Annotated in this window: 21 protein-coding genes; 12 read left to right on the top strand and 9 right to left on the bottom strand. The window is 72.2% G+C overall.

Annotation, left to right across the window (positions count from 1 at the left end):
- Positions 1 to 3: 3 nt before the first annotated feature.
- The 3 genes from OG896_RS39880 to OG896_RS39870 all read right to left on the bottom strand — a co-directional run bounded on the left by OG896_RS39880 (position 4) and on the right by OG896_RS39870 (position 4,607).
- Positions 4 to 1,236 (bottom strand): ROK family protein, encoded by a 1,233-nt coding sequence (locus OG896_RS39880; protein WP_329373425.1) that lies wholly within the window; start codon positions 1,234 to 1,236, stop codon positions 4 to 6.
- A 774-nt stretch (positions 1,237 to 2,010) separates the two neighbouring features.
- Positions 2,011 to 2,820 (bottom strand): trypsin-like serine peptidase, encoded by an 810-nt coding sequence (locus OG896_RS39875; protein WP_329373423.1) that lies wholly within the window; start codon positions 2,818 to 2,820, stop codon positions 2,011 to 2,013.
- Between the two features lie 395 nt (positions 2,821 to 3,215).
- Positions 3,216 to 4,607, bottom strand: a complete 1,392-nt coding sequence (locus OG896_RS39870; protein WP_329373421.1) for an FG-GAP repeat domain-containing protein — start codon at positions 4,605 to 4,607, stop codon at positions 3,216 to 3,218.
- A gap of 169 nt (positions 4,608 to 4,776) precedes the next feature.
- Here OG896_RS39870 and OG896_RS39865 point away from each other — a divergent pair, with 169 nt between their 5' ends.
- Positions 4,777 to 5,079 (top strand): ArsR/SmtB family transcription factor, encoded by a 303-nt coding sequence (locus OG896_RS39865; protein ID WP_329373420.1) that lies wholly within the window; start codon positions 4,777 to 4,779, stop codon positions 5,077 to 5,079.
- On the top strand, positions 5,076 to 5,468 hold the full coding sequence (locus OG896_RS39860; RefSeq protein ID WP_329373418.1) for a VOC family protein: 393 nt from the start codon (positions 5,076 to 5,078) through the stop codon (positions 5,466 to 5,468). The genes OG896_RS39865 and OG896_RS39860 overlap by 4 nt, the downstream gene beginning before the upstream one ends.
- Positions 5,469 to 5,700: 232 nt before the next feature.
- Here the strand turns inward: OG896_RS39860 and OG896_RS39855 are convergent, their stop codons facing one another.
- The gene (locus tag OG896_RS39855; RefSeq protein WP_329373417.1) at positions 5,701 to 6,477 is read right to left on the bottom strand and encodes a ribonuclease activity regulator RraA; all 777 of its coding nucleotides are present in this window, start codon (positions 6,475 to 6,477) and stop codon (positions 5,701 to 5,703) included.
- A 155-nt stretch (positions 6,478 to 6,632) separates the two neighbouring features.
- On the opposite strand from OG896_RS39855, the gene OG896_RS39850 reads away from it, so the two are divergent.
- From OG896_RS39850 to OG896_RS39825, 6 genes are all read left to right on the top strand, one after another.
- Positions 6,633 to 7,892 carry an alpha-L-fucosidase gene (locus OG896_RS39850; protein ID WP_329373415.1) on the top strand — a complete coding sequence of 420 codons (1,260 nt, stop codon included), beginning with the start codon at positions 6,633 to 6,635 and terminating at the stop codon, positions 7,890 to 7,892.
- A gap of 5 nt (positions 7,893 to 7,897) precedes the next feature.
- Entirely contained in the window at positions 7,898 to 9,910 is a 2,013-nt protein-coding gene (locus OG896_RS39845; RefSeq protein WP_329373413.1) for a heparinase II/III domain-containing protein, read from the top strand.
- Between the two features lie 635 nt (positions 9,911 to 10,545).
- Positions 10,546 to 11,793, top strand: coding sequence for an ABC transporter substrate-binding protein (locus OG896_RS39840; protein WP_329374577.1), 1,248 nt, complete (start codon positions 10,546 to 10,548; stop codon positions 11,791 to 11,793).
- The gene (locus tag OG896_RS39835; RefSeq protein ID WP_329373411.1) at positions 11,772 to 12,731 is read left to right on the top strand and encodes a carbohydrate ABC transporter permease; all 960 of its coding nucleotides are present in this window, start codon (positions 11,772 to 11,774) and stop codon (positions 12,729 to 12,731) included. Before OG896_RS39840 ends, OG896_RS39835 begins: the two co-directional genes overlap by 22 nt.
- Positions 12,732 to 12,740: 9 nt before the next feature.
- On the top strand, positions 12,741 to 13,655 hold the full coding sequence (locus OG896_RS39830) for a carbohydrate ABC transporter permease (protein ID WP_329373410.1): 915 nt from the start codon (positions 12,741 to 12,743) through the stop codon (positions 13,653 to 13,655).
- A 49-nt stretch (positions 13,656 to 13,704) separates the two neighbouring features.
- Positions 13,705 to 15,705, top strand: coding sequence for a right-handed parallel beta-helix repeat-containing protein (locus tag OG896_RS39825; protein ID WP_329373409.1), 2,001 nt, complete (start codon positions 13,705 to 13,707; stop codon positions 15,703 to 15,705).
- A 63-nt stretch (positions 15,706 to 15,768) separates the two neighbouring features.
- Here OG896_RS39825 and OG896_RS39820 read toward each other — a convergent pair whose 3' ends face one another.
- Both OG896_RS39820 and OG896_RS39815 read right to left on the bottom strand, forming a co-directional pair.
- Positions 15,769 to 16,506: a GntR family transcriptional regulator gene (locus OG896_RS39820; protein ID WP_329373408.1), complete on the bottom strand. Its 738-nt coding sequence runs from the start codon at positions 16,504 to 16,506 to the stop codon at positions 15,769 to 15,771.
- Positions 16,507 to 16,838: 332 nt separating this feature from the next.
- The gene (locus OG896_RS39815) at positions 16,839 to 17,672 is read right to left on the bottom strand and encodes an amidohydrolase family protein (protein ID WP_329373406.1); all 834 of its coding nucleotides are present in this window, start codon (positions 17,670 to 17,672) and stop codon (positions 16,839 to 16,841) included.
- 158 nt (positions 17,673 to 17,830) lie between these two features.
- Here OG896_RS39815 and OG896_RS39810 point away from each other — a divergent pair, with 158 nt between their 5' ends.
- From OG896_RS39810 to OG896_RS39800, 3 genes are all read left to right on the top strand, one after another.
- Positions 17,831 to 19,729, top strand: a complete 1,899-nt coding sequence (locus OG896_RS39810; protein WP_329373404.1) for a hypothetical protein — start codon at positions 17,831 to 17,833, stop codon at positions 19,727 to 19,729.
- Positions 19,726 to 20,682, top strand: a complete 957-nt coding sequence (locus tag OG896_RS39805; RefSeq protein ID WP_329373403.1) for an aldo/keto reductase — start codon at positions 19,726 to 19,728, stop codon at positions 20,680 to 20,682. The genes OG896_RS39810 and OG896_RS39805 overlap by 4 nt, the downstream gene beginning before the upstream one ends.
- A 225-nt stretch (positions 20,683 to 20,907) precedes the next feature.
- A complete protein-coding gene (locus OG896_RS39800) occupies positions 20,908 to 22,188 on the top strand; it encodes a Cmx/CmrA family chloramphenicol efflux MFS transporter (protein ID WP_443057217.1) in 1,281 nt (426 codons plus the stop codon).
- Between the two features lie 28 nt (positions 22,189 to 22,216).
- Here the strand turns inward: OG896_RS39800 and OG896_RS39795 are convergent, their stop codons facing one another.
- Both OG896_RS39795 and OG896_RS39790 read right to left on the bottom strand, forming a co-directional pair.
- Entirely contained in the window at positions 22,217 to 22,630 is a 414-nt protein-coding gene (locus OG896_RS39795) for a GNAT family N-acetyltransferase (protein ID WP_329373401.1), read from the bottom strand.
- Positions 22,631 to 22,684: 54 nt separating this feature from the next.
- On the bottom strand, positions 22,685 to 23,692 hold the full coding sequence (locus OG896_RS39790) for a DUF3533 domain-containing protein (RefSeq protein ID WP_443057293.1): 1,008 nt from the start codon (positions 23,690 to 23,692) through the stop codon (positions 22,685 to 22,687).
- Between the two features lie 276 nt (positions 23,693 to 23,968).
- Between OG896_RS39790 and OG896_RS39785 the strand changes: the two genes are divergently transcribed.
- Positions 23,969 to 24,517: a hypothetical protein gene (locus OG896_RS39785; RefSeq protein WP_329373397.1), complete on the top strand. Its 549-nt coding sequence runs from the start codon at positions 23,969 to 23,971 to the stop codon at positions 24,515 to 24,517.
- Here OG896_RS39785 and OG896_RS39780 read toward each other — a convergent pair.
- Positions 24,514 to 25,341, bottom strand: coding sequence for a hypothetical protein (locus OG896_RS39780; protein WP_329373395.1), 828 nt, complete (start codon positions 25,339 to 25,341; stop codon positions 24,514 to 24,516). The genes OG896_RS39785 and OG896_RS39780 overlap by 4 nt on opposite strands.
- Positions 25,342 to 25,765 lie beyond the last annotated feature (424 nt).

The raw sequence follows: 25,765 nt of genomic DNA, 5'->3' as shown, positions 1-25,765 counted from the left end.
TTCTCACCTTTCTGCTGCCTGGGTGGACTGGTCGTCCTGCGTGGTGCTGGTTGTGGGGCATGTGTTGAGCCGGTCGATCACCTGGTGCCGGTCCACGTCGATGCCCGCGACGTGCCCGGTGCTGATGCCGAGGGAGCCGTAGAGCCGGCCGAGCGAGGACGCCATCGCGCCGAGCAGCCCGGCGGAGTTGCCCAGGTCGGAGTGGCGGACCGTGCTGCGCACGCCCACCGTTCGGGCGACCTGGCCGCTGATGGCCGTGAGCGTGCCGGCGTCGAAGGACTCCGAGAACCCGCCGGTGAGCACCACGGTCTTCGGCTCGTAGGCGAGCGCGACGATCGAGACGAGATGGGCGAGGGCCGCGTGCACCTCGGCGAGCAGGTCGGCGTACGTCTCCGGTGCGGCGAACAGGTCCTGCGCGCCGGAGACCCGCACGCCGCGGCTGCGGGCGTACGCGACCAGGTCCGCGCCGGACAGCAGGTCGCGCAGCCGCTCCGGGCGGCCGGGCAGCGGGAGCCGGCCGAACTCGCCCAGCAGCCCCTGCTCGCCGAGCAGCACCCGGCCGTCGATGGAGACCGCGGAGCCGAGGCCGGTGCCCAACGCCAGCAGCACCGCGGTCTCCCGGTCCGGCAGCGATCCGTACTGGAGTTCGCCGAGCATGGCGACGTTGGAGTCGTTACCTACGGTGATCGGAACGCCGACGAAACCGGAGACCGCGTCGATGAACGCGGTGCCCTGGATCTGGCCGAGATTGTGCGATGCGAGCACGGTGCCGCCGTCGCCGCTGACCACACCGGGCAGGCCGATCGTGACCGCCTGGAGCGGGGTGCCGTTGCCGTACCGGGCGACCAGGCCGGTGACCCGGTCGGCCACCCAGCGGGCCAGTTCCCCGGCACTCGCGCCGCGCGGCGTGGCGTCCCGGCTCCTGATCACGGCGCGGCCCAGCGCGTCGGCGACCACGACGCGGCAGTTGGTGCCGCCGAGGTCGATTCCGCAGACCAGAGCCGATCCGGCGTTGAACCCGACCGCGGTGGACTGTCTGCCCGGGCCTTCGCGCACCAGCCGCTCGCCTTCGTGGACGAGGCGGTCGGCCATCAGGTCGTCGACGATCCGGAACACGGTCGCCCGGCTCAGGCCGGTGGCCGCGATGAGCTGCTGGCGGTCCATCTGGGCACCCGAGAGCAGCGCCGCGAGGACCGCGCTGCGATTGGACTCCCGGGGGAGCGAGGTAGTTGCCACAATTCCTCTCAGGCTGAGACTAATTCGATGGCGCTTACCCTAGCGACGGATCGGCGAGCAGATCCAGACATGCGGGTTACATTCCGGTAAAGCACGAGCGGTCACGCAACGTGATCTCGCTGGGGCATGCGGGAGCGGCGGGGCCGGGCGCTCGCAGGGCGCTGCTCCCCCGCTGCGGGTGCCGTCGGGCCGTCGGCGGCCCGCGCGAGGGCAGCCGTCAACCGGCCGCCGGGCTAGGCCGTGTTTTGGAAGTAGCGCCGTCCGCCCAAAGGGCGGGGCCCGTGGCGTCTGGTGCGTGCGATCGCAAGGCGGAGGGTTGTCCTCGTAGTGGGCCTACTCGGACAAGCCCGACAACGAAGCGAGCGTGCGTGCCAGGCGCCACGGGCCAGGCGGGACTTCCAAAACACGGCCTAGGGGACTTCGGGGTGTGCGGGGCACCGGTGACGGGCGGGCCGGTCTCGGCGCGGGCCGGCGGAAGGGCGCGGGGGTGCTACGCGTGGGGCCCGGTCGCACAGGGCCCGTCGAACCGGAGCCGAGCGGTGGTCGCTCGGCCCGGTGTCACGGCCGGAGCCGCGATTGGGCCGACTCGCTCCCCGCCGGGCCGGCTCGCTCCGCGCCCGGGTGGGCGCTCGGCGGGTGGGTCGAGGCCCGGCGGGCAGGTCAGCAAGGGTCGCGTCGGCGCGGTCGCGCCCCCGACGCGCCGCGCCCGGCCGGGGCGAGCCGGGGCGGGGGCGCCGTGCTGGCGGCGGCGCGAGGCGTGCGGAGTGCGGCGGCTCAGCAGCCGTCGCTGCCAGCGGCCGGCACGACGTCGGGGTGCCGGCCCAGGGTCGCGCGGAGGATCAGCTTGTCCGCCTGCCAGGTGAGGGGCGAGGAGTAGGAGGTGTACTCGTAGCAACCGCCCTGGTAGAGGCCGCCGATGACACCGACCACCTCGGTGACATGGGTGCCCGGCACCTTCGCCAGCCACGGGCTGCCGCTGCTGCCGCCCACGAAGCCATGGCAGTTGAAGCCGGGGAACCCGTCCGTGTACGTGGCGGTGGTGGCGCAGTGGATCGGCAGGTCGTCGATGCCGGAGTTGTACGCGACGTCCGTGATGCTCCGGCCCGCGCGGGGCGCGGGGGCGAGGACGTTGCCGCCCGTCACGTCCTGGATCGCGGTCTTGACGCCGCCGATCGACTGGTCGGCGACCTGCAGGATCGCGTAGTCGTAGTGCGGGTCCTGGCCGCTGGCCCACCGCGGGTCGATGTAGGCGTGCGTCACGGTCCACACGCCGTACGGGGTCTGGCCGCCGCGGTAGCCGGGGGCGAACTGCCAGCCGGCGGCGGTGCCCGTGACGCAGTGCGCGGCGGTGACGAGAAGGTCGTGGCGGGGGCTCGCCACCACGCTGGCGGTGCAGCCGTGGTGCTGGTCGAGCCCGTTGCGGAACAGCGGGCCCACGGTGGGCGTCCCGTCGAACGTGGTCGCGGTGGGGGTCTGCGGCGGCGGGGGCGGGTCGGCCAGCGCGGGGACGGCGGACATGATCCCCACCGCCGCCAGCGCGGTCGCGATCACCGTCATCACCCTCGCGCGGGAGAACCTGACCATGGGAGGACCCTTCGCTCGAACGGCCGGTCGGACGGGTGCAGCGGAGCCGGCGGGTGGGCTGGTCGGCGCACCGGGGGACGGGTACCCCCTGGACCCGCGAACTCACGGACGATCCTCCCGCCCGCACGCCCATCCGCACGTGCCGCCGGACCGACCACCCGGCGTGTCGCCGGTTCCGCGGCACGACCCGGAACGCTACCCCCCGATCCCCACCCGGAACAGCAGTCCCGCGACTTCCGCCCGGATGAAACCACCCCATCCGGGTGAAACGGAATCGGTGCACGGCGCGCCCGGCGCTCCGGGGTGAACCGGGGTGGCACCCGCTCGGCCTCCGGGGCGGGCGTCCTCCGGGTCGCCCCGCCGGGAGCCGTCACCGCCCCGCCGGGATGAGCCGTTCAGTGGCCGAAGGCCGATCCGAAGCCCGGGCCGTCGGGCGGGACGGCCGTACCGAGGTCGCCGGAGCCGATCGTGACCGGGCGCCGCAGGTCGAGGCCGGTCGCGCTGCCGCGCAGCACCGTCAGCCGCTGGGGTCGCAGGTAGGGCGCCCCGGTGACGAGGTCGGCCCGCCCGTCGCCGTCGGTGTCGAGCATCGCCATGGCCGTCACACCCTTGCGGGGCGCGTGCTGGGCACCGGACGTGGTCAGTCCCCGCGGGCCACCGAGCAGCACCAGCAGCTCGGCCGAGTCCTTGCCGGCCTGGGCGACGAACGCGAGATCCGCGTAGCCGTCCCCGTTCACGTCCCCCGCCACCGGCAGGCTGCCGAAGCCGTCCGCGACAGGCGCCCCGGGCAGCCCGGGAGTCCTGGACGTCACGGTGACCGGCTTGCGCGCGGTGCCGTGCTTGCTGCCGTACCACACGGTCAGCCGGCTGCCGCCCGTCGGCGCTACCGGCTCCTCGTCGTTCGAGCGCAACTCGTCGGGCAGGCCGACGGCGATGTCGTCGCAGCCGTCGTGGTCGAAGTCGCCGACGGTGACGGGCTCGCCGTAGGAGCTGCCGTAGACGTCCCTGCCCTGGGCGTCCTTCAGCCGCGGGCCCCGGCTGATCCCCTTGCGCGTGCCGTACCAGACGACCGTGGCGCGCGGGGTGTGGGCCACGTCGGTGTACTCGGCGGCCCAGGAGGTGATCAGGTCGTCGCGCCCGTCCCCGTTGACGTCGCCGACCGCCACCACGTTCTCGCTCTGGAAACCCTTCTCGTCCATCGGCATCTTCACGGTCGCGGTGCGGGCCGGCTTGCCGGAACGGCTGAACGGCCCGTAGAAGATGGTCTCGGTCGAGGACCCGTCGTCGTGGCCGCCGCCCACGGTGGCGATCAGGTCGGCGTGGCCGTCGCCGTCGAAGTCGCCGGTGAAGGGCCGGGTGCCGTGCAGCCGCGCGGGCTTGCCGCCTGCCGCGGAGCCGCTCCACACCACGAACAGCGTGCTGTAGCCGGCTTGGACGACGAGGTCGGCCTTGCCGTCGCCGTCCAGGTCTGCCGAGGTCGCGTTCGCCCCGAAGTAGGCGCCCTGGCCCGCGGGGCCCGCGCCGACGCCGTTCTGCGTCAGCATCCGCGCGTGCTTCGGGTCCGGGCCGCGAGAGCTGCCCGGTAGTACCGCGGCGTACCCGCCGTACCGCAGACCGTCGACCGTGGCCTCGCTGTTGGTGACGACGAGGCCGTCCTTGCCGGTCCCGTCGAAGTCGTACGGAGCCGCGCCCTTGCTGCCTCCGGACGAGTCGCCCGAGCAGCCCGCCAGGCCCAGGATCGCCCAGCACACCGTGGCCGTGACACCCGCGGCAATCCGCTTGCGCATGGGAACGCAGACTCGGGACGGCCGGGAAAGGTTGCCCTGCGCCACCGATCCACCCGGGCTGACGGGGCTGACCGAACACCCACGGACCCGCGCCCGCGATCGCGGGACGAGCCCGAGCATGGCGGTCCTCGACTTGATAGGCAAGTGAACACTTGCCTATCCTGAGGTGGTGGCAGACGACCTCTTCAAAGCCCTGGCCGACGCCACCCGTCGCACCATCATGGACGAGTTGGCGGAGAAGTCCGGGCAGACGCTGTTCGAGATCTGCGCGCGGCTGACCATGAAGCACCAGCTCGGCATCTCGCGTCAGGGGGTCTCCCAGCACCTCGCCGTACTGGAGGCCGCCGGGCTCGTCGTGACCAGGCGGGAGGGCCGCTACAAGTTCCACGACCTCGACACGGCCCCGCTGCGGCGGATCGCCGAGCGATGGCCCGTGCCCGACGCCTCCGCACCGGAAGAGAGCGCCCCGTGAAGATCCATCTGACCAGTGTCTTCGTCGACGACCAGGCCGAAGCCGAGCGCTTCTACACCGAGATCCTCGGCTTCGTGAAGAAGCACGACGTGCCGCTCGGCGAGCAGGACCGCTGGCTGACCGTCGTCTCGCCGGACGAGCCCGACGGCACCGAACTCCTCCTGGAGCCCGCCGGCCACCCGGCCGTGCAGCCCTACCGCGACGCGCTGGTCAAGGACGGTATCCCGCTCGCCCAGTTCGCCGTCGACGACGTGCGGGCGGAGTACGAGCGGCTGCTCGGCCTCGGCGTCCGGTTCACCCAGGAGCCCCTGACGATGGGCGCCGTCACCACCGCCGTCTTCGACGACACCTGCGGCAACCTCATCCAGATCGCGACAGCGCCCCAGTAGGCGGCCGGCCGAAGGGGCCGCAGTCGACGCCGCCCCACCGAAGGCGCGGCCTCGCCGCCCCATACGGCAAGACCGCGACCATCGCCCTGGCCGGACGGAACTCTCTGTCCGGTGCCGTGGCCGGAAGGGTTTGCCTGGTTCGCCTCGTACGGGGCGTACTCGGACGACTCCGACAACGCGGCGAGGTGCCGTGCCGGGCGCCGCGAACCGGTGAACCCTTCCGGTCACGGCACTAGCTCGCGCCCTCCGCCGCGCGTCCCACGAGGTACTCCGACAGCCCCGCGCCGGTGAGCGGGTAGTAGTCGGACAGCCGTCCGCCCTCGTCGAGGCGCTGCCGGGCGAAGATCTCCCGGTCCTGGTGGGCCAGCGAGTCCTCGCCGAGCGGAACCGCGTTGGCCTGCGGCACCGCGACCGCGCCGTCCTCGTCGGCGACGATCAGGTCTCCCGGGGTCACCAGGACACCGCCGACACCCACCGGCACGTTGAAGGCGGACGGGAACAGCTCCGTCTGGGACGCGTAGTGCGGGGTCACCCCGGTGCACCAGACGGGTACGCCCAGCGCCCGTATCCGGGCCGCGTCGCGGACCCGTCCGTCCACCACGATGCCCGCGCCGCCGCGCAGCTTGAAGTAGCGCACCAGCATGTCGCCGAGGCAGCCGGTGAAGTGGCTGCCGTGTGCCGACACCACCAGCACGTCGCCGGGCTGGATGGACTCCAGCACGCCCCACAGCGCGGTCTTGCGCTCGGCGTCCTCCTGTTCGGCGCCGGAGAAGACGTCCTCGCGCTGCGGGAGGAACTCCAAGGTCACGGCGCCGCCGATGACCGTGACGTCCGGCTCCCTGTGCAGCGGCACCGGCCCGTCGATGAAGGTCCGCGTGATGCCGCTCTGGTGCAGCTTCGCGCAGGCCGTCGCGGCGCTCACCCCCTTGAGTGCCGTGAGCATGCGCTCGGTCGGCCGGACGTAGGACGCGGTGTGGACCGGCGCCAGCATCGAATCGTACGTCTGCATGTCCCCCACCTTCGGCGCTCCCTGATCCCCTGTCGGGTTCATCCGCCACGCCTTTCTGCGCACAGCTCTGCACGCAACCATCAGTGACATTATCGCCTATCGATGGTAGATAACAGCCGACCGACAAGAACTGTCAACCACAGCAGGAGACTTCAGTGCCCACCCCAACCCCGGCGTCCCTCGCATGGTTCAGGGCCGCGCGCTTCGGACTTTTCGTCCACTTCGGGCTCTACAGCCTCGCGGCGCGCCACGAGTGGGTGCGCAGCCGGGAGGCCATGTCCCAGGAGGCGTACGACCGTTACCTGGAGCACTTCGACCCGGACCTGTTCGACGCGAGGAAGCTGGCGCGGGCCGCCCGGGAGGCCGGCATGCGGTACGCGGTGCTGACCGCCAAGCACCACGACGGGTTCTGCCTGTTCGACTCCTCGCTCACCGACTACACCTCGGCACGCGCGACCGGCCGGGACCTGGTGGCCGAGTTCGCCGACGCGATGCGGGCGGAGGGGCTGCGGGTCGGGCTGTACTACTCGCTGCTCGACTGGCACCACCCCGACTTCCCGGTGGACCGCCACCACCCGCTGCGCGGCACGCCGGCGGAGCAGGAACCCCGGGACCTGGCCGAATACCGCAGGTATCTGCACGACCAGGTAAGGGAGTTGCTCACCGGCTACGGGCAGATCGACCTGCTGTTCTTCGACTTCAGCTACCCGGGGATGGGGCCCGCCGAGTGGGGCGCCGAGGAACTGCTGAGCACGGTACGGGAGTTGCAGCCCGGCATCGTCGTCAACGACCGGCTCGGCATCCCGGGCGACTACGTGACGCCCGAGCAGTACCAGCCGGACGAGCCGCTGGAGCGGGACGGCGTGCCGGTCATGTGGGAGGCGTGCCACACGCTCAACGGGTCGTGGGGCTACGACCGGGACAACCACGACTACAAGGACCCCGGCCTGCTGGTCCGGATGCTGGTGCAGTCGGTGGCCTGCGGCGGCAACATGCTGCTCAACGTCGGCCCGACCGGCCGCGGCGCGCTGGACCCGCGGGCCCGGGAGACGCTGCGGCAGCTCGGCGAGTGGAGCGCCGTGCACGCCCGGTCCGTGCACGGCGCAGGCCCGAGCGCGTACCAGCCGCCCAGCCAGGGCCTGTACACGCAGGCGGGAAACCGGCTCTACCTGCATCTGCCGACCTGGCCGCTCAAGCACGTCCACCTGCCCGGACTCGCGGGCCGGGTGCGCTACGCGCAGTTCCTGCACGACGGGTCGGAGGTCCGGTTCAGCCGGCTCGACGGCGCCCAGCACGAGCACAACAACCTGGCTCCTCCCGGCCGCAGCGCGGACACGCTCACGCTGACGGTGCCGATCGCCCGGCCCGACGTGCTGCTCCCGGTGATCGAGCTGGCGCTGGACGGGGAGGGCTGATCGCCGTGACCGGCCCCCTGTACGAGCGCCTGGCACCGGCCCTGGACCAGCACCTCGACGACGCACCCGCACATCCGCTGTCGGCCGGCCCCGCCGCGCGCTGCGGTGTCCCCGACGTGACCGACCGGTCCGTGTGGGACGCCGTCCCCGAGCCGATACGCGCCGAGGTCCTGTCCCTGGCCGGCGCCGAACTGGGCCGCCCGGCACCGTCGTTGACCGCTTCGGCCTGGGCCAGGGCGCTGCGCGACGGCGATCGGGACGCCTACGAGGGGCGGGCCAGGGCGCTGCGGGAGCGGGTGACGCTGCTGGTGCTGGCCGCCGTGCTCACCGGCGAGGTGGCGGACGCGAACGCACCCGGGGGGTGCCCGCACCTGGATGCCGCCGTGGACGGGCTGGTCGCCTTCGCCGAGGCGAGCACCTGGTGCTGGGCGCCGCACGACCGCCATACGTCCTCCCGCGGGGAGGTGGTCCCCGATCCGGAGCAGCCGTTCCTCGATCTGGGCGCGGCGGAGGTCGCGGCACTGTTCGCGTGGGCGGACCGCGTGCTCGGGCCGCACCTCGACCGGAGGGCGCCCGGCGTGCGGCGCCGGCTGCGCCGCGAGGTGGACCACCGGGTGCTGACACCGTTCGAACAGGTCCGGGACTGGCACTGGATCGGCGCCGACGGCAGCGCCAACAACTGGAACCCCTGGGTCCACAGTGCCGTCGTGGCCTCGGCGCTGCTGCTCTGCGACGACGACACCCGGCGCGCCCGGCTGGTCCACCTGGCCGTGCGGGACCTGGACCACTACCTGGTCGCGCTGCCCGACGACGGCGGGATCGACGAGGGCATCGCGTACTGGTTCGCGGGGGCGTGCCGCGTGCTGGAGACGCTGGACCTGCTCGCCGACGCCGGCGGCGCGCGGCTCGACGCGCGAGACCTGCCGCTGCTGCCGCAGGTGCTGCGGTACCCGCAGCGGATGCACTTCGGCGCGGACTTCTATGTCAACGTCGGTGACGCGCCTGCCCGGTTGGGGGGCGGGCGGCCCTGGCAGGTGGTGTTCCGGTGGGGCGAACGGCTGGGCCAGGAGGAGACGGCCGCCCACGCGGTGGCCGCGGCCCGGCAGGCGGGTGGCGTGGCGGACGTCGGGGGCCTCGGGCGCTCGCTGGCCGCGCTGGCGGACGCGCGGTGGTGCCGTGCCGTCACCGCCGAGGCCGCGGTCACCGCCGGGGCTGCCCTCTCCCCCGAGGCCGCCGAGCGGGCCGAGCGCGCCGAGCGCGCCGAGGACGGTGCGCCGTGGCTGGCGCGCGCCTCCTGGCTGCCGCGCCTGCAACTCCTGGTGGCCCGCGAGACGGCGGGCACGTCGTCCGGGCTGGCGATGGCGGTGAAGGCGGGGCACAACGGCGAGCACCACAACCACCTGGACGTCGGCTCGTACTGGGTGGCGGTGGACGGCCGGCCGCTGGTGGTGGACGTCGGGCGGCCGGTCTACACCGCGCAGACCTTCGGGCCGCGGCGCTACGAGGCCTGGCCGTTCCAGAGCGCGTGGCACAACGTCCCCGAGCCGGGCGGCGGGCAGGCACCGGGCGCCGAACACGGCGCTCGCGAGGTGACCGTACGGCTCGACGACGCGGTCACCGCGCTGCGCGCCGAGCTGAGCGGCGCCTATCCGCCGGGCCTGGTGGCCCGCTGGGAGCGGGAGGTGCGGCTGGTCCGCGCAGCCGGCGGCGAGCCGGCCGAGGTGGTCGTGGAGGACCGCTGGGAAGGGCCGAGCAGAGAACTGACGCTGCGTCATGTCGTGTCGGGAGACGTCGAGTTGGGTGAGGGGTGGGCGCTCGTGTCGGCGCGCTCGGGTCCCGCCCTGCGTATGGAGTGGGACCCGCGCATCGCCGTCGCCGCGATCGAGCCGCGGGAGCTGGACGACGCGCAGGTGCGGCTGAGCTGGGGCGACCGGCTCACCCGGCTGACCCTGACGGTCCCGGAGCCCGCCGACTCCGGCCGGATCTGCGTGCGTTGGCGCCGGTCCGACGGAAGGTAAGGGCTTGCTGCACGGCTCTTGAACATGCGGGGCGGCCCACATAGCATCAGTAATCGATAGACGATAATCCTTGGGGGTGAAGGTCCATGCGACTCCACCAGAGGCCGTGGGCCGTCACTTCGTGGCCGCGCGGTGCGGCCCTGACATCCGCACCGCGCACCGGGCCGGTTCCCGCGTGCGGCCGGCCCGGACGAGAGGCCGGCACGGGACGCGTGCCGGCGTCCGGGCCGCACCCGCCCATGCGGCGGCCGGCGTCCCGCGTCCCGCGGGACGGCACCGCGCCGGGCGGACGGGTCCCCTCCCCACCGGTGAGGGGACGGCCGGAAGGCCCGCACCACACGCGAGCCGTACCGCTCCCCCGCGGAGCCGGCTCGCCCAGGACCGGCCGGCGGGCCACGCCCGCCAGGCCGCAGCAATTCCCACCGCCCGCACCACAGCCGGTCGGTGGCCCCACGGGAATCGCCGCACGGCGGTTCCGGCAGCAAGCGACCCTTTCGTCGACGCAATAAAGAACCCTGCGGTCGGGACCGCCGGAACCGATTTCCCGGTCTCCTGCGGGCAGTTGACCCCGCCGAAATCGTGTGCTTCGATCTCGGCCGTCTGTGTTCATGACTACGCAACGGAGCGTGTCTCTGATGAGAAAGATCTGGCGCCGCACCTGCGCTCTCGCCGCGGCCCCTTTGGTAATGGCATCGGCCGCGGCCTGTGGTGGTAACGATTCCGGGAGTTCCGCCGGGGGCACGACCCTCCGCGTCATCGTCAACATCACTCCCAACCTCACCGAGCAGTACTGGGACACGCTCTTCGACACGTACGAGAAGGCGCACCCCGGCACGAAGGTCAAGCTGGAACTGACCGGCACGATATCGGCGAACGCCAAGCTCACCCAGGACCTCGCCGCGGGCGACCCGCCGGACATCGCGCAGCAGATCACGCCGACCGCGGACGATGTGGACCTGTACACCGACCTGACCGACCAGCCCTGGACGGCGAAGACCCCGCTGGCCGACCAGTACGCGATCGACGGAAAGCGGTACGTGGTCGGTGTGGGCGAGCAGATCCAGTCGCTCGTCTTCTACGACAAGGCCGCTTTCACCAAGGCCGGCGTGGACGCGTCGGGTATCAAAACGATGGCTCAGTTCACCGCCGCGATGGGCAAGTTGAAGACCGCGGGATACACCCCGTTGCAGACCGCCGGGCAGTGGGTGACGGGTGCCCAGTTCTCGATGATGGCCGACGCCGGCGTGATGACCGCGGACCCGGAATGGGTCGCCAAGCGCAATGACGGCAAGGTCAAATTCGCCGACAGCGGTTACACGTCCTATTTCCAGGACTACAAGAACTGGATCGACTCCGGTTACCTGAACAAGAGCGCGCTCGGTCTGACCTACGCGGACGGCCAGACGGCGTTCCTCAACGGCAAGTCGGCGATGTACATCATGGGTTCGTACTTCGTGCCCGCCGCGGACCAGGCCAAGAAGAGCGACGGGATCGGCGTGTTCTCCATGCCGACCGACGGCGCCTACCCCTCGGGCCAGTTCGGCAACATCTCCGACCCGTACGTCGTGGTCAACCACTCCAAGCACAAGGCCGCGGCGATCGACTTCGTCAAGTGGCTGGTCACCGACCCCGCGGCGGTCAAGAGCCAGCTCGCCGCCGACGGCAACCTGCGGCAGGGCTTCGACTACCCGATGTCCAGCCTCGGCAAGTCCGTTCAGCAGATCCTGGACAAGGCGCCCTCGGTGATCGTCAAGTCGGGGAAGAACCAGCCGATCGCCGGCTACAGCGACCAGCTCAACACGACGATCCAGTCGCTGTTCTCGGGTAAGTCCGCGAAGAGCGCGGCGTCCGGATTGGACAAGTGGTGGAACTCGCAGAGCTGACACGGCGGGGGCAGCGCTCCGGCGCTGTCCCCGGCCCGGCCAGACCCGCGCCGAGCCGCCGGGCCACCCGCATCCGGGGGGCCGCCGTCTCCGTGGCCATGATGGGCCCGGCGGTGGTGCTGTACACGGTGCTGACCGTCGTACCGGTCGGGGTCGCGATCTATCTGAGCCTGACCGACTGGAACGGCTTCTCCTCCGCCGACTTCATCGGCCTGGCCAACTACCGGCACCTGTTCGACGACCCCAACTCCACCCAGTCCTGGTACGTGACGGCGCTCATCGCCGTCTTCGGCACCGTGTTCGAGGTGGGTCTGGGCCTGGTGTACGCGCTGATCCTGAAGGGGCGTTCCCGCGGCAACTCGTTCTTCCGTGCCGTGGCGTACTTCCCGCATGTGATCAGCGCGCTGATCCTCGGCTATCTGTGGGCGGCGATCCTCGGCACCAACGGCGCCATCAACAACACGCTGGCCAAGTTCGGCGTCGACCCGGTCGGTTTCCTCTTCGACGAGCACATGGCGCTGATCTCGCTGATCGCCGTCATCGTGTGGGCCGGGTTCGGGTTCAACGTGGTGCTGTTCGTGGCGGCGTTGCAGACGGTGCCCGCCGAACTGCTGGAAGCCGCCGCGATCGACGGCGCGAACCGGCGCCAGACCAACCTGCGGGTCGTCATCCCGATGATCGCGCCGGTGGTGACCATCGCGACGGTGCTCAACCTGGTCGGGCTGATCCGCGCCTACGACATCGTGGTGAGCCTCACCGGCGGCGGGCCGGCCGGTTCGACCCAGACGTTCTCGTACCTCATTCTGGCCCGCTCCTTCGAGAGCACCAAGGTCGGATACGCGACCGCCCAGGCGGTGTTCCTGATGGTCGTGTCCGCCGTGCTGGCCCTCGTGGTGACGGCACTGCGCAACCGCCAAGATCAAGCTGCGACAGGTTAGGAGGCGGTGATGGCCGTGCTGGAGGCGGAGCCCCGGGACAAGAGCAGGACGACATCGGTCGCCGGAGGTGACGGTCCCACGCGCGAGGAGCGGCGGGAGGCGCGCTCCCCGCTGCGCTGGCTGCTGCTGACCTTGTTGTTCCTGGTCATGGTCGTGCCGGTGTACCTGCTGGTGGTCAACAGTTTCAAGTCCCAGACCGACATTCTCAACAACCCCTTCTCGCTGGTGCCGAGCCGTCTGACGTTCGCGCACCTGTCGGCGGCGATCCACAGCCCGCAGTACAACGTCATCGGCGGCTACGGGTTCACCCTGTTCCTGGTCGTGGCCGTGGACGTGCTGTGCATCGTGTTCGCCGGTCCGGCCGCGTACGCGATCGCCCGGAGCATGAAGCGGCGCACGCAGGTGGTGATGCTGTACTTCCTCGCCGGGACCTTCATCCCGGGCGCGGCGGTGATCATCCCGGTGATCTACGTGCTGCGGGACCTCGGGCTCGCCAACACCGTCACCGGGCTGGTCGCCCACGACGTGGCGTCCACGCTGCCGGTGAGCATCTTCCTGTTCGTCGGCTTCATCCGCACCATCCCGGTGGACATCGACCACGCGGCGACCATCGACGGCGCGGGCCGGTACCGGACCTTCTGGACCATCATCTTCCCGCTGATGCGTCCCGCGGTCGTGACCGTGCTGATCCTCAACTCCATCGGTATCTGGAACGACTTCATCAGTCCGCAGATCCTGCTGAGCCCGTCGTCCGGGCACTACACGGTGACGACGGCGATCTACGCCGGGATCAGCCAGTACTCGACCGACCTGACGAAGGTCTTCCCCAACCTGCTGCTCGCGGTGGCCCCCGTGGTCATCTTCTTCATCTACATGCAGCGCCACATCATCAGCGGTCTCACGGTCGGCGCGGTCAAGGGATGACACCGCCCGGCCGGTTCCCATCAGTCCAGTCAGGAGAAAGGACAGTGGAGTGCTCAACAGATCGCACACCCGCACCCGCCGGGGCCTGCTCATCGCGGTGACCGCCGCGGCGGCCGTCCTGTCGATGGTGGCGGCCGCCCCGGCCGACGCTCGCGGTGCCCACCGGCACGCCGCCGAGACGGGCCAGACGTACTACGTCTCGCCGTCGGGCAGCGACACCTCGGGCGGCCTCAGCTCCGGCACGCCGTTCCAGCACATCCAGAAGTGTGCCGACGTCATGGTCGCCGGCGACACCTGCATGATCGAGTCGGGCACCTACCAGGAGACGGTCGTGCCCGCGCACTCGGGCAGCTCGGGCCTGCCCATCACCTACCGCGCGGCCGCGGGCGCCAAGGTGACGATCAGCGGCGCGTCCAGCGTCGCCGGCTGGACGCAGGTGACCGGCGCCGACGTCACCACCATCGGCCAGAGCGACCCCTACGCGCTGAACTCGGCGTTCAGCGACGCGGTGGCCGCCGGCCATGTCTGGAGCACCGGCGTCGACCTCGGCAGCGACCCGTCCACGGTGCAGGTCTTCACCGACAAGCAGATGGACATCGAGGCCCAGTGGCCCTACCCGGGCCTCGACCTGCTCAACCCGACCATCGAGCACGCCGGTGCCGGCAGCGCGGACGCCACCATCGACGACGCCTCGCTGACCCGCCCCGCGGGGTACTGGAACGGCGCGCGGGCGCTGACCGGCTACTGGTACGTGTCGGCCACCACCACCGTGGCCGCTTCCGACGCCGGCTCGGTGACGCTGGCCGCCGCGCCGCCGTGCGTCCACAAGGTGGTGCCGACCGACACCCGCTACTCGCTGTCCGGCAAGATCGGCGAGCTGGCGAACCCCGGTGAGTGGTTCTACGACCCGACCGCGCACCGCCTGTACCTCTACAGCACGGACAGCCCGGCGCAGCACACCGTCGAGGCGAAGGCGCGGCAGCTCGCCTTCGACCTGACGAACGCGTCGTACACCTCGGTCGTCGGGGTCGACCTGTTCGCCTCGACGATCAGGACCGGGTCGACGACCAGCCACGACACGCTGGACACGATCACCGGCAGCTACCTGTCGCACTACACGGACATCACGCAGGGCACCACGGACTGCGGTTCCAGCGTGGACCGCGGCATCGGTGACACCGGCATCGTGCTGAACGGCACGAACAACACGATCGTGAACAGCGACCTGTCGCTGAGCGCCGGCAACGGCATCGCGCTGGGCGGGCAGAACAACACCGCCACCGACAACATCATCCACGACGTGGACTACATGGGCACCTACGCGGCCGGCATCGCCGTGATGGGCAACTCCCAGACGGTCATGAACAACACGATCTACCGGGTCGGCCGCAGCGGCATCAACCTGCAGTGGGGGACGAACGCGGGGCTCACCGCCGACAAGGACCGGATCGCGTACAACGACATCTCGCAGTACGCCCGGCTCAGCCTGGACACCGCCGGCATCTACACCTGCTGCGGCGCCGACATGATGGGCACCTCCGTCGACCACAACCTGCTGCACGACGGCACGCCGACCCCGGGGGTGACGCCGTTCGCGGTCGCCGGTGTCTACGCGGACAACGGGCAGAGCGACCTGGTGATCGCGAACAACGTCGGCTGGAACAACCTCCAGGGCACGGTGATGCTGAACGGCCTGGGCTCCGGGTCGTACAACAACGGCGTGTACAACAACACCGGCGGCATGACGATGATGTACGTCAAGGGCACGAACCAGTCGACCGGGACCAAGATCTACAACAACATCGGGACGATCACGGGCTCGGACGGTGCCACCGACGGTGGGCTGCTGATGTCCAACAACCTCGATCCCACGGTCGATCCGCTCTTCGTGGACGCGGCCGGCCACGACTACGAGTTGACCGCCGCGTCGCCGGCCCGCAGCCAGGCGATCCCGCTGGCGGGGATCAACGACGGCTCGACGGACGCGGTTCCGAGCCTCGGCGCCTACCAGTACGGTGCGCCGAAGTGGACGGCGGGCGCCCGCCGTTGACGGCTGGAGACAGGTGTGCCCGGGCCGGCGGAGTTCGCCGGCCCGGGCACCTGGGCGTCCGGTTCAGCCGCGGCGCTTGGCCGCAGCGGTCTTCTTGCGGGCCTGCTTCGGCCGCGCGTCGGGGACCGGGCCGCGGCCCGCGGCGTGGTCGGCGAACGCGTCGGCCGCCTGCTCGCCGTCACCGGCGCGCAGCAGGCCCACCAGGCGGCCGTGCTCGTCGGCCATGGCGTGCCAGTCGCCTTCGAACAGCGGGTCGGCGATGGCCCGCAGCGTCCGCAGGCTGGGCTCGATGACCTCCCACATCCGGGCCAGGAACGGGTTGCCCGCGCTCTGGCTGATCAGGGTGTGGAACTCGATGTCGGCGTCGCGGAACCGGCCGACGTCGTTGGTCTTGACGGCGCCGTGCATCTGCTCGACCAGCTCGTCGAGCGCGTGCAGCTGCTCCTCGGTGATGTGCTCGGTGGCGAGCTGCGCGGCCAGGCGTTCCAGCGGTTCCCGCACCTGGCGGGCGTACTCGGCGTCCTGGGAGGAGATCTCCACGACGAAGTGGCCGCGGCGCGGGACGTGCATCAGCAGGCCCTCGCGGGCCAGTTGCTTGACCGCTTCGCGCACCGGTGCCTGGCTGACCCCCAGCCGCCGTGCGATCTCCGATTCGACCACCCGGTCGTTGGGGCCGAGTTCGCCGTCGACGATGGACTGGCGAAGGAGCCCGTATACCTGGTCCGAGATCAGGGTCTTTCTGAACCGGTCCTTGTTGGTGGCCAGCGTGGAGACGAAGTCAGCCGACGGGTTCGATGCCATGATTCCCAATCCTGCGCTCTGAGGGCGAGTCTTCCATGGTACGCACTTTTATCGTCTATCGATGGATAACCGCCCAAGCTCGCACACCTGCCGCCGGGCTCGCGCACCGCGCGGCGCCCGGCTCGGGTCCGACCCGGGTGGCAACCCCGCGTACGGCGGCCTCGCCCGGGCCGTCCGATCGGATGTCGATCGGATTCCGGTCGGCCCGCCGGCCCGCCCGGGCCGCGCGGACGCGGCGAGCGGGGCGGCGGCGTGCACCGGCCCGGGCGGACAGGTGTCCTCACCTATCGCCTATCGATCGACTGAATCGAAGCAGGATGGCCCGAGCACTGTCAACCGCGCAACCCGTAGACGCGGACGGCTGTCGCGTGCAGGACGTCCTGCTGCCGCGCGGCGGGCAGATGGGCCAGGCCGGCCCGGGCCGCGTCCAGCGACTGCGCCCGGGAGCCGCGCGGCAGGCAGATCGGCCAGTCCGAGCCGACCAGGCAGCGGTCGGGGCCGAAGGCGTCCACCACCTGCCGGACCAGGCGCGTCGTCCGGTCGGCCGGCACGCCGTGCTGCTGGGTGAGCAGGCCGGAGATCTTCACGTGCACGTTCGGCACCGCGGCGGCCAGTTCCAGGTCCTGGTACCAACTCCCGGGCGCCTTGAGGAGGTTGGGCGGGTTGCCGAGGTGGTCGACGACCACGGCGAGCGCGGGGTGCGCGGCGGCCACCTCGGCCGCGGTCCGCAAGGCCCCTTCGCCCAGGTTGAGTTCGAGTGCCACGCCGGCCTCGGCCAGCACCGGGACCAGCCGCCGGGCCGGTTCCGGGGTGTCCTTCCAGGCCGGCCCGCCGATCCGCATGCCGTTCGGCCGGGTGTCGCCCCACGCGTCGAGCAGGGTGCCGAAGCGGTGCGGCCCGGCGTCGCCGTGCACATGGAGGTTGCCGACGTATCCGGCGACCAGATCCGGCCGGCGCAGCCGCAGTTCGCGCAGGTCCAGGGTCTCGGCCGCGTCACCGCGGGAGGCTTCGACGAGCACGGTCCCGCGCAGGCCCGCGCCCTTGCCCGCGCCCGCGTCCGCGTCCGCCAGGTCGTCCGCCGTGAAGGGCCGGTAGTGCGCGGAACCCGGCCGTATCCAGGGGAAACCCCGGCGCGGGTCCCACAGATGGGCATGGCAGTCGATCATGGTCGGCTCCTTCTCCAGGGTCGTCGACGGCTCTTGACACAGCCGTCCCCGCACTGAAGTCTAGTAATCGGCTATCGATGGGCGATTATGGGAGGCCGGGTGTACCCGATACTCGGGGTTGAACGGATCGACGGCACGGACCGCGGGACGGCGGGCCGATGACCGCCCCCGAAGCCGCGCGCGTACCGGAGCTGACCGCCACCCGCCAGGTCACCGCCGTACCTCGGTGGGCCGCGCTGGAGCGGGAGTTGTTCGCCGTCCAGGACAAGGCGTGGCGGGTGTTCGCCGAGCGCTACACCGAGGGCGACGGCCGCCTCGTCTTCCGCGACTCGCTGGGCCAGGGCCTGGACGACCGCGACGGGGTGGACGACTTCTACGAGCCGTTCTTCAACTGGCCGACGCTGTACCTGCTCGGCGGAAGCGCGGACCTGCTGCCCGCCGCGCGCCGGCACTGGCGCGGGGTGACGCGGCAGCTCACCGAGATGGGCCTGGTCGTGGACGGCCTGGAGCGGGGCTACGACTGGTTCCACCAGGGCGAGGGCATGCTGCTCTTCTACGGCCTGTGCCTCGCCGACCCGGGCGACGCCGAACTGCGGGAGCTGGCCTGCCGGTTCGCCGACGTCTACCTGCCCGGCGGCCCCAACTACGACCCCGAGCACCGGGTCGTCCGGGCGCCGCACACCGGCACCGGCGGCCCGCGCCCCGGATTCAGCGACCACGACGTCCACTTCCCCTGGAGCCTGGCGCTGCGGCCCTACGGCCTGCCGCTGGACTGGGGCACCGGGGTCGCCTCCTTCGACGAGCTGGCCGACTCGCCGGAGAAGGCCCGGGCCTACGGACGCGTGATGTGGGACCGGATGGGGCGCGGCGACACGCTCGTCAACGTGGCCTCCACCACGCTCGCCACCAACGCCTGGCTGCTCGGCGGCGACCGGCGCTACGCGGACTGGGTGGCCGAGTACGTCGGCGCCTGGCGGGAGCGGCTGGCCGGCCGCGAGGTCGTGCCCGACAACGCCGGGCTCGGCGGCGAGGTCGGCGAGTACCTGGAGGGCCGCTGGTACGGCGGACACTACGGCTGGTCGTGGCCGCACGGGCTGTCGTCGGTCGCGTCGGCCGCGATCGTCGGCTCGGTCAACGCGAGCCTGGTGACCGGCGACGACGGCTTCCTGGAGCTGGCCCGCAACCCGCTGGACGCGGTGCTGCGCCACGCCGAGCAGCGCACCGCAGGCGAGATGGGCACCCTCGGCAGCCGTTGGCGTCCGCACCTGGGCACGATCCCGGGTGAGCGCACCTTGATGGTGCCGCAGCGCCACAACGACTCCGGCTGGTTCGACTTCACCGTCATGCCGACCCAACTCCCCCTGTCGCTGTGGCATTTCAGCCGCGACGCCGGCGACGCGGAACGGGTCGAGCGGCTGCGCGAGGGGTCCCGCTGGGACTGGGCTGCGGTGCACACCCAGCGCACCAAGGACGAGTGCGGCCACGAGGAGCCCTGGCACGAGTTCCTGAACGGACGCAACGCCGACTTCCCCGAGCGGATGCTGGCCAGTGCCCTCGCGGTCTGCGCCCAGCGGGTGGAGGCGATCGAGCGCGACGACGTGGACCCGGCCGTCGGCCCCGACGCCCTGGGCATCCACCACTGGCAGAACCTCAACCCGGTGGTCACCGAGGCGCTGCTCCAACTGACCACCGGCGCACCGCAGGTGCTCTACAACGGCGGCCTGGCCCAGCTGCACGTGCGCTACCACGACGCCGTCGAGCGGCGCCCCGGGCTGCCCGCGGACGTCGCCGCGCTGGTGTCCGACATCCGGCCCGAGCACACCGTGGTGGAACTGGTCAACCTCGGCGCCGCCGCACGCACGGTCCTGCTGCAGGCGGGCTCGTTCGCCGAGCACGTGCTGCACACCGTCCGCGCCGACGACGGCGCCGCTCTCCCGGTCGAGGGCCGCTACTGCAAGGTGGTGCTGCCCGGCGGCACCCGGGTGCGGCTGACCTTGACGATGACGCTGCGCGGCGCCGATCCCGCCCGCAACTCCCCCTGGGAGGTGGCCCGATGACCGCGCCCCTGGCCCGAAGGACCCCGTCCCGGCTGCCGTTCGACCTGCCCCCGTTGGGGATCGGCACCGCCCCGCTGGGCGGGCTGTTCGAGGAGGTGACCGAGCAGGACGCGGCGGCGACGCTGCGGGCCGCGGCCGAGGCCGGCATCCGCTACTTCGACACCGCGCCGCGCTACGGCCACGGCCAGGCGGAGGAGCGGCTGGGCCGGCTGCTGGAGCCGGCCGGGGTGACCGGGCCGGTGATCTCGACCAAGACCGGCTGGCTGCTGCGGCCGCGGGCCGACGGCTCCGGCACCGACGTGGTCACCGACTGGACCGAGCGGGGCATCCGCGAGTCCCTGGAGTCCAGCCTGGAACGCCTCGGGCGGGACGCGGTGGACATCCTCTACCTGCACGACGCGGACGACTACGCCGACGAGGTCCGTGACACCGCGTACGCGGCCGTGCGGCGGCTGCGGGACGAGGGCCTGGTCAAGGCGATCGGGTTCGGCATGAACCACAGCGCGCCGCTCGCCGCGTACGTGGCCGGCTACGAGGTGGACGTCGTCCTGATCGCGGGCCGGTTCTCCCTGCTCGACCACGACGCGAGGGACACGCTGCTGCCGCTGTGCGCGAAGACCGGCACCGCGGTGGTGGTGGGCGGGGTCTTCAACACCGGTCTGCTGGCGGACCCTTCGGACGACGCCATGTTCAACTACCGTCCGGTGCCCGCGGAGGCGCTCGCCCGGGCCCGGCGCTGCCAGGCCCTGTGCGACGAGTTCGGGGTGCCGCTGCCGGCTGCGGCCGTCCAGTTCCCGTACCTGCATCCGGCGGTCACCTCCGTCGTCGTCGGCTGCCGTTCGGCCGCCGAGGTGGCGGCGAACGCCGAGGCGGCGCGGACGCCCGTGCCGGACGAGCTGTGGCGGCGCCTGGCCGACGAGGGCTTCGTGCCAAGGGAGTTGGTGGCCGGATAGTCCAACGGTGCGAGCCGGCGGTTCGGTCCGGTAGCGTGCGGGGCATGGTGAGCCCCGAGTCGGACCCGGTGGGGGCTTTCGGTCACGCCGTCAGCCCCCTGAACCGCTGAGTTCGCAGCCCTGATCGTCCCGCCGCGCCGCGCGGCCGGACGAAGTGCCTGCCCGTGGGCTGACCGCGGTGACGAGACGTCCTGTTCACGTTTCGCCTCACCTCGGAGCCACTCCATGCCCCTCGCGCTGTATCTGCTCGCCCTGGCCGTCTTCGCCATGGGCACGTCCGAGTTCATGCTCGCCGGCCTGCTGCCGGACCTCGCCGCCGACCTCGGCGTGACCGTGGCCACGGCGGGCGCGCTCACCTCGGCGTTCGCGGTCGGCATGACCGTCGGCGCCCCGCTGACGGCCGCGCTCGCCCGCAACCTGCCGAGCCGAACGAGCCTGCTCGGGTTCCTCCTGGTGTTCGCGGCGGCCCACGCCGCGGCCGCCACCACCACGAGTTTCCCGGTCCTGTTCGCCACCCGGGTCATCGCCGCGCTCGCGAACGCCGGGTTCCTCGCGGTGGCCCTGACGACGGCCACCGCCCTGGTCCCGCCGGACCGCAAGGGCCGCGCGCTCGGCGTGCTCCTGTCGGGCACGACGCTGGCGACCGTCGCCGGTGTCCCCGCGGGCGCGGTGCTGGGCACGCTGCTGGACTGGCGGGCGACGTTCTGGGCCGTCGCCGCGCTCTGCCTGCCCGCGGCGCTCGGCATCCTCAAGGCGGTCCCGGAGCGAGCAGCGGGGCGCGCCGGGCCGGGTACGCCGGGTGAGCCGGGTACGCCAGGTGAGACGGCTACGCCGGGTACGCCGCCGCTGCGGTCGGAGCTGGCCCAACTGAAGAGCCGTCAGCTGATCCTGGCGATGCTGCTCGGCGCGCTGGTGAACGCGGCGACCTTCGCGAGCTTCACCTTTCTCGCCCCCGTCACGACCGGCACCGCCGGCCTGGGCCGGCTGTGGGTCCCGGTCGTCCTGATGCTCTTCGGCGCGGGCTCCTTCGCCGGGGTCACCGTCGCCGGGCGCCTGGCCGACCGGCGGCCCGGGCTGGTCGTGGCGGTCGGCGGTCCGATGCTGCTCATCGGCTGGCCCGCCCTGGCACTGCTCGCCGGCTCCCCCGTCGCCCTGTGCACCCTCGTGTGCGTCCAGGGCGCGCTGTCCTTCGCGCTGGGCAGCACCCTGATCACGCGGGTCCTCTACGCGGCCGCGTCCGCGCCCACCATGGCCGGTGCGTACGCGACCGCGGCGCTGAACGTCGGCGCCGCGCTCGGGCCGCTGGTCGCAGCGGCCGCCCTCACCACCCCGGCCGGGGACCTCGGGCCGCTGTGGGCGAGCGGGCTGCTCGTCCTGCCGGCCCTGCTGGTCGCGCTCCCCCACCGCCGCGCGATCGTGACGAGCCGAAGCGACGAGGTGCGCCGCGACGTCGCCAGGACCATCGAGCCGGACGGCGCGCATCGCCGCGCGGGCGAGCGGAGTTGAGGTACGGGCCGGCCGCCGCGGTGCGGGCTCAGAGCGCGATGAGCCCCGCGGCCGTCGGCCGGAACCCGCAGGCGTCGAGGTAGAACGCCCGCAGGTCCTCCTCGAAGTCGACGTGCAGCCAAGCGCATTGGGCGGCACGCGCCTGGCGGGCGGCCTCGGCGACGAGCCCGGCGCCGATTCCCGTACGGCGGTGGCTGCCCGCGACCACGGTGTCCAGGATGAACGCGTGGACACCGCCGTCCCACGCCACGTTCACGAACCCGACGAGGTCACCGTCGTCGCGGGCGCAGACCCAGCCCAGGCTGTGGCGCCGTAGCTGCGCCTGCCAGTCGGTGCCCGAGGGGCCCGAGGCGCCCGCGGCCGGGTGGCCGAAGCCCGCCGCATGCAGCGCGTCGACGGCCGCGTTGTCGAAGTCGTCCCGCCACGCGTACGTGATCGTCATGGCGCGAGCGTATGCCGCCCGGCTCGCCCGACGCCTCCCGGTTTTCCGCCGGCGTCAGGTCGCCGGTGCGACGGAGGTGCGTCGGGTGCGCCGGTGGCGGACCGCCGCGGAGCCGATCGCGACGACCAGGCCGCCGAACGCCCACGCGCCCAGCACCCACAGGGAACCGGTGGTGGCGTGGCCGTCGAAGTAGACGGTGTTGCGTACGACGGTGGTGCCCGCGCCCGGGGGCAGCGCCTGGCCGATCGCGCGCCAGAACGGCGGCAGCAGGGCGGCCGGGTAGACGCCGCCCGAACTGGGGTTGCCCAGGACGGTGAAGATGAGGATGGTGACACCGAGCCCGATCGTGCCCAGCAGTGACTGGAGCGCGACGCCCACGGCGCCGGAGGCGAAGACCACCAGGGTGCCGATACCGACCAGTTCCCAGAACGCGCCGGGCAGGCAGTCCAGCACCGGGCCGACGATGACCGCGCCTCCGATGCCGGAGATGAACGCGTAGGGCACCATCGCCGCGAGCCGCACCAGGATGCGGCGGAGCGTCGGACGGGCCGAGCCGGTCGCCATGCTCAGCGCCGACGAGGCGAGGTATCCGCCGATCGTCCAGCTCAGCACCAGGTAGAACGACGACAGGCCGCGCGAGTCGCCCGACGCCGGCGGGCGGATGTCCCGCACGGTGATCCGGCGGCCCTGCTTGCCGTCGACGACCTGCACGACCTTGGTGGCGGCGTCGGACGCCGACGGCCCGCCCGCCGAGGCGACCAGGACGGTGTCCGTACGGCCGGTCGCGTCGACGAGGAACACCGCGTCGGCACGCCGGTCCAGCAACCGCTTCCGGCCCTGCGCCCGGTCGGCGACGGCGGTAGCGGCCAGCGGCGTACCCGGAAGCGCGTTGAGCCGCGTGACCGCACTGCCTTCGAGCGCCGCCGGCGCCACCACCGCCACCGGCACGCGGTGCGCCTTGGGCGCGTGGAAGGCCCCCATGTACGACAGCGCGAACCCCAACTGCAGGAGCAGGACGCCCAGCATGATCAGTGCGGCCCGGACGGTGATCGCGTCCCGCACCTCCGCCACCGCGCCGCGCGCGCCCACCTCGTCCTGTCCGACCCGATCTCCTTCGCCCGGCAACAGCGTTCTCCCTCCAGCGGCACGCCCGACCGCACCAGCACGACCGGGCCCGGCACATCCTCCGCCGCCCGCGCCGCCCGACGCCTCGGACGCGCCCGCCGCACCGGCCCACACGCCCCATTCGGTGGAGGCGGGCACCGGTGAAACCCTCCGAACGGGCAGCGGGCCAGGCCCCTCTGGCGTCCACCTGCCGGGGACGGCAGGATGCTCGGCATGGATCAGGGGGTGGCCGCGATCCTCGCGGCCGGCGTGGCGGGCGCGGCGGGCGCGCTGGGGGCGGTCGCGGGGGCACGGGCGGCGGGCCGGGCCGCGCGCGGACAGGCCGCCCACGAACAGGCGTTACGCGCGCGCAGCGCCGCCATCGAGGCGATCGACACGGCCTGCAACGCCTTCCACCAAAAGGGGTACGTCGCGATACAGGCCGTCGTGGAGTTCGAGGCGGCCGTCATCGGCGGTCACGACGGCACCAGCCAGGAGCGGGAGTTCAGCGTCTCCATCAGCGCGGCCCTCATGGCCACCCACGAAGTCCGCTGGTGCAGCGCCGAGTTGGAGGAGCCGGCCCGTCAATGGTGCGACGCGATACAGAAGATCGGGCAGGCGATCCGCGCCCTGCGCGCCACCCCCGACGCGACCACCGACCCGGCCTCCCCCACCCACCACCGCCGGCACGCCGCCTGGCTCCACGAGAAGGAGGTCCTGCACGCCTTCCAGTGCCGGGTCCAGCAGGTCAAGGAGTCCACGTCCGCTTCGTTCCTGGCCTAGGGAGTCTCATTCCTGGCCTGGCTGGCGGGCCCGGACAGCGCGGACATCAGGCCGCGCATCGTCGCGACGAGGGCCGACCGGTAGCCGGCCTGGCGGGGTGGCCGCTGCGGGATTCCGTCGGCGTCCGGGGGCGGTACCGCGCCCGGGCCGGTCCACTTCTCCTGGACGTCGACGGCGACCGTGAGCACCGCGCCGCCGTGCAGGACGGTCAGGGTCTCGTCACGGCCGCTGGTCAGCAGGTAGGCCCGGTCCCCGAGATCGGGCACCCGAACGACGTGCGTCGACCCAGCGGTTGCCAGGATCGCCGTGGTCGTACCCGAGCCGTCGTCCGAGGGCGCGACCGGCTCCAGGATGTGCCGGCTGCTGCCGACATCGTCGAACTCGGCAGCGGGGTCGGTCTTCTTGTGCAGTTGCACCGTGACGACGGTGCTGTACGAAGCCTGCCAGTGGGTCCCGACGGAACGCTGCGCGGTGAGCGTGCACGCGGCCTGGTCGAGCGCCGGACCGGTCTGCGTATCGGCCGGGAACACCTCGACGTGGCCCGCGCCGAGCGCGTCGGTCAGCGGCTTGAGGCTTGAGCCGCCGCAAGGGCTCCCGGAGATCCGGTAGTGGTGAAGGGCGGGGACGGATTCCTTCCCGTACCCGGACAGTTGCAGCACCAGCGCCCATACGGCCGAGGTCGCGACGACCGCCCCCAGCACCCACGGCCACGGCCGCGTTCGAGCACCCCTGACGCCGCCGCGCACCACGTCCGCGGACGCGCCTTCCGTCCACGCGCCCTCCGGGTCTCCCCCGTCGCCCTCGACCTCCGGTTCACCGATCAACGGCTCGACCGCCTACATGGACCCGGAAACCGTCGAGGAGGACCCCGACACGCTCGTCCCCCCGCCCCGGCAGTGCGGTCACTCTTCCGTCGACGCTGACCATGTTCCCCCCTGGACACGCAGCCACCCCCGCGCGAACCATCCGCGCCCGCGCCACGCATCCGTGACACGTCGTCAGACGAGTCTAGTGCCGTGGCCGGAGAGGGTTGCCTGGTTCGCGGTGTCCGGTGCGGTGCGTCGCACGGCGGAGGATCGTCCTCGTACCGGGCGTACTCGGACGACTCCGACAACGCAGCGAGGTGCCGTGCCGGGCGCCGCGAACCGGTGAACCCTTCCGGTCATGGCACCAGCCACCGCTCCACGCGTCCACCCCGTGCTCCTCGCACCGAGGGCAACCTCAACCGGCTCCCCGGCGGGCACTGGT

This window comes from Streptomyces sp. NBC_00669 (genome assembly GCF_036226785.1).
Classification (GTDB): Bacteria; Actinomycetota; Actinomycetes; order Streptomycetales; family Streptomycetaceae; genus Actinacidiphila.
Note: the sequence above shows the minus strand (reverse complement) of the source record. Positions and strands in the feature narration are given on the sequence as shown.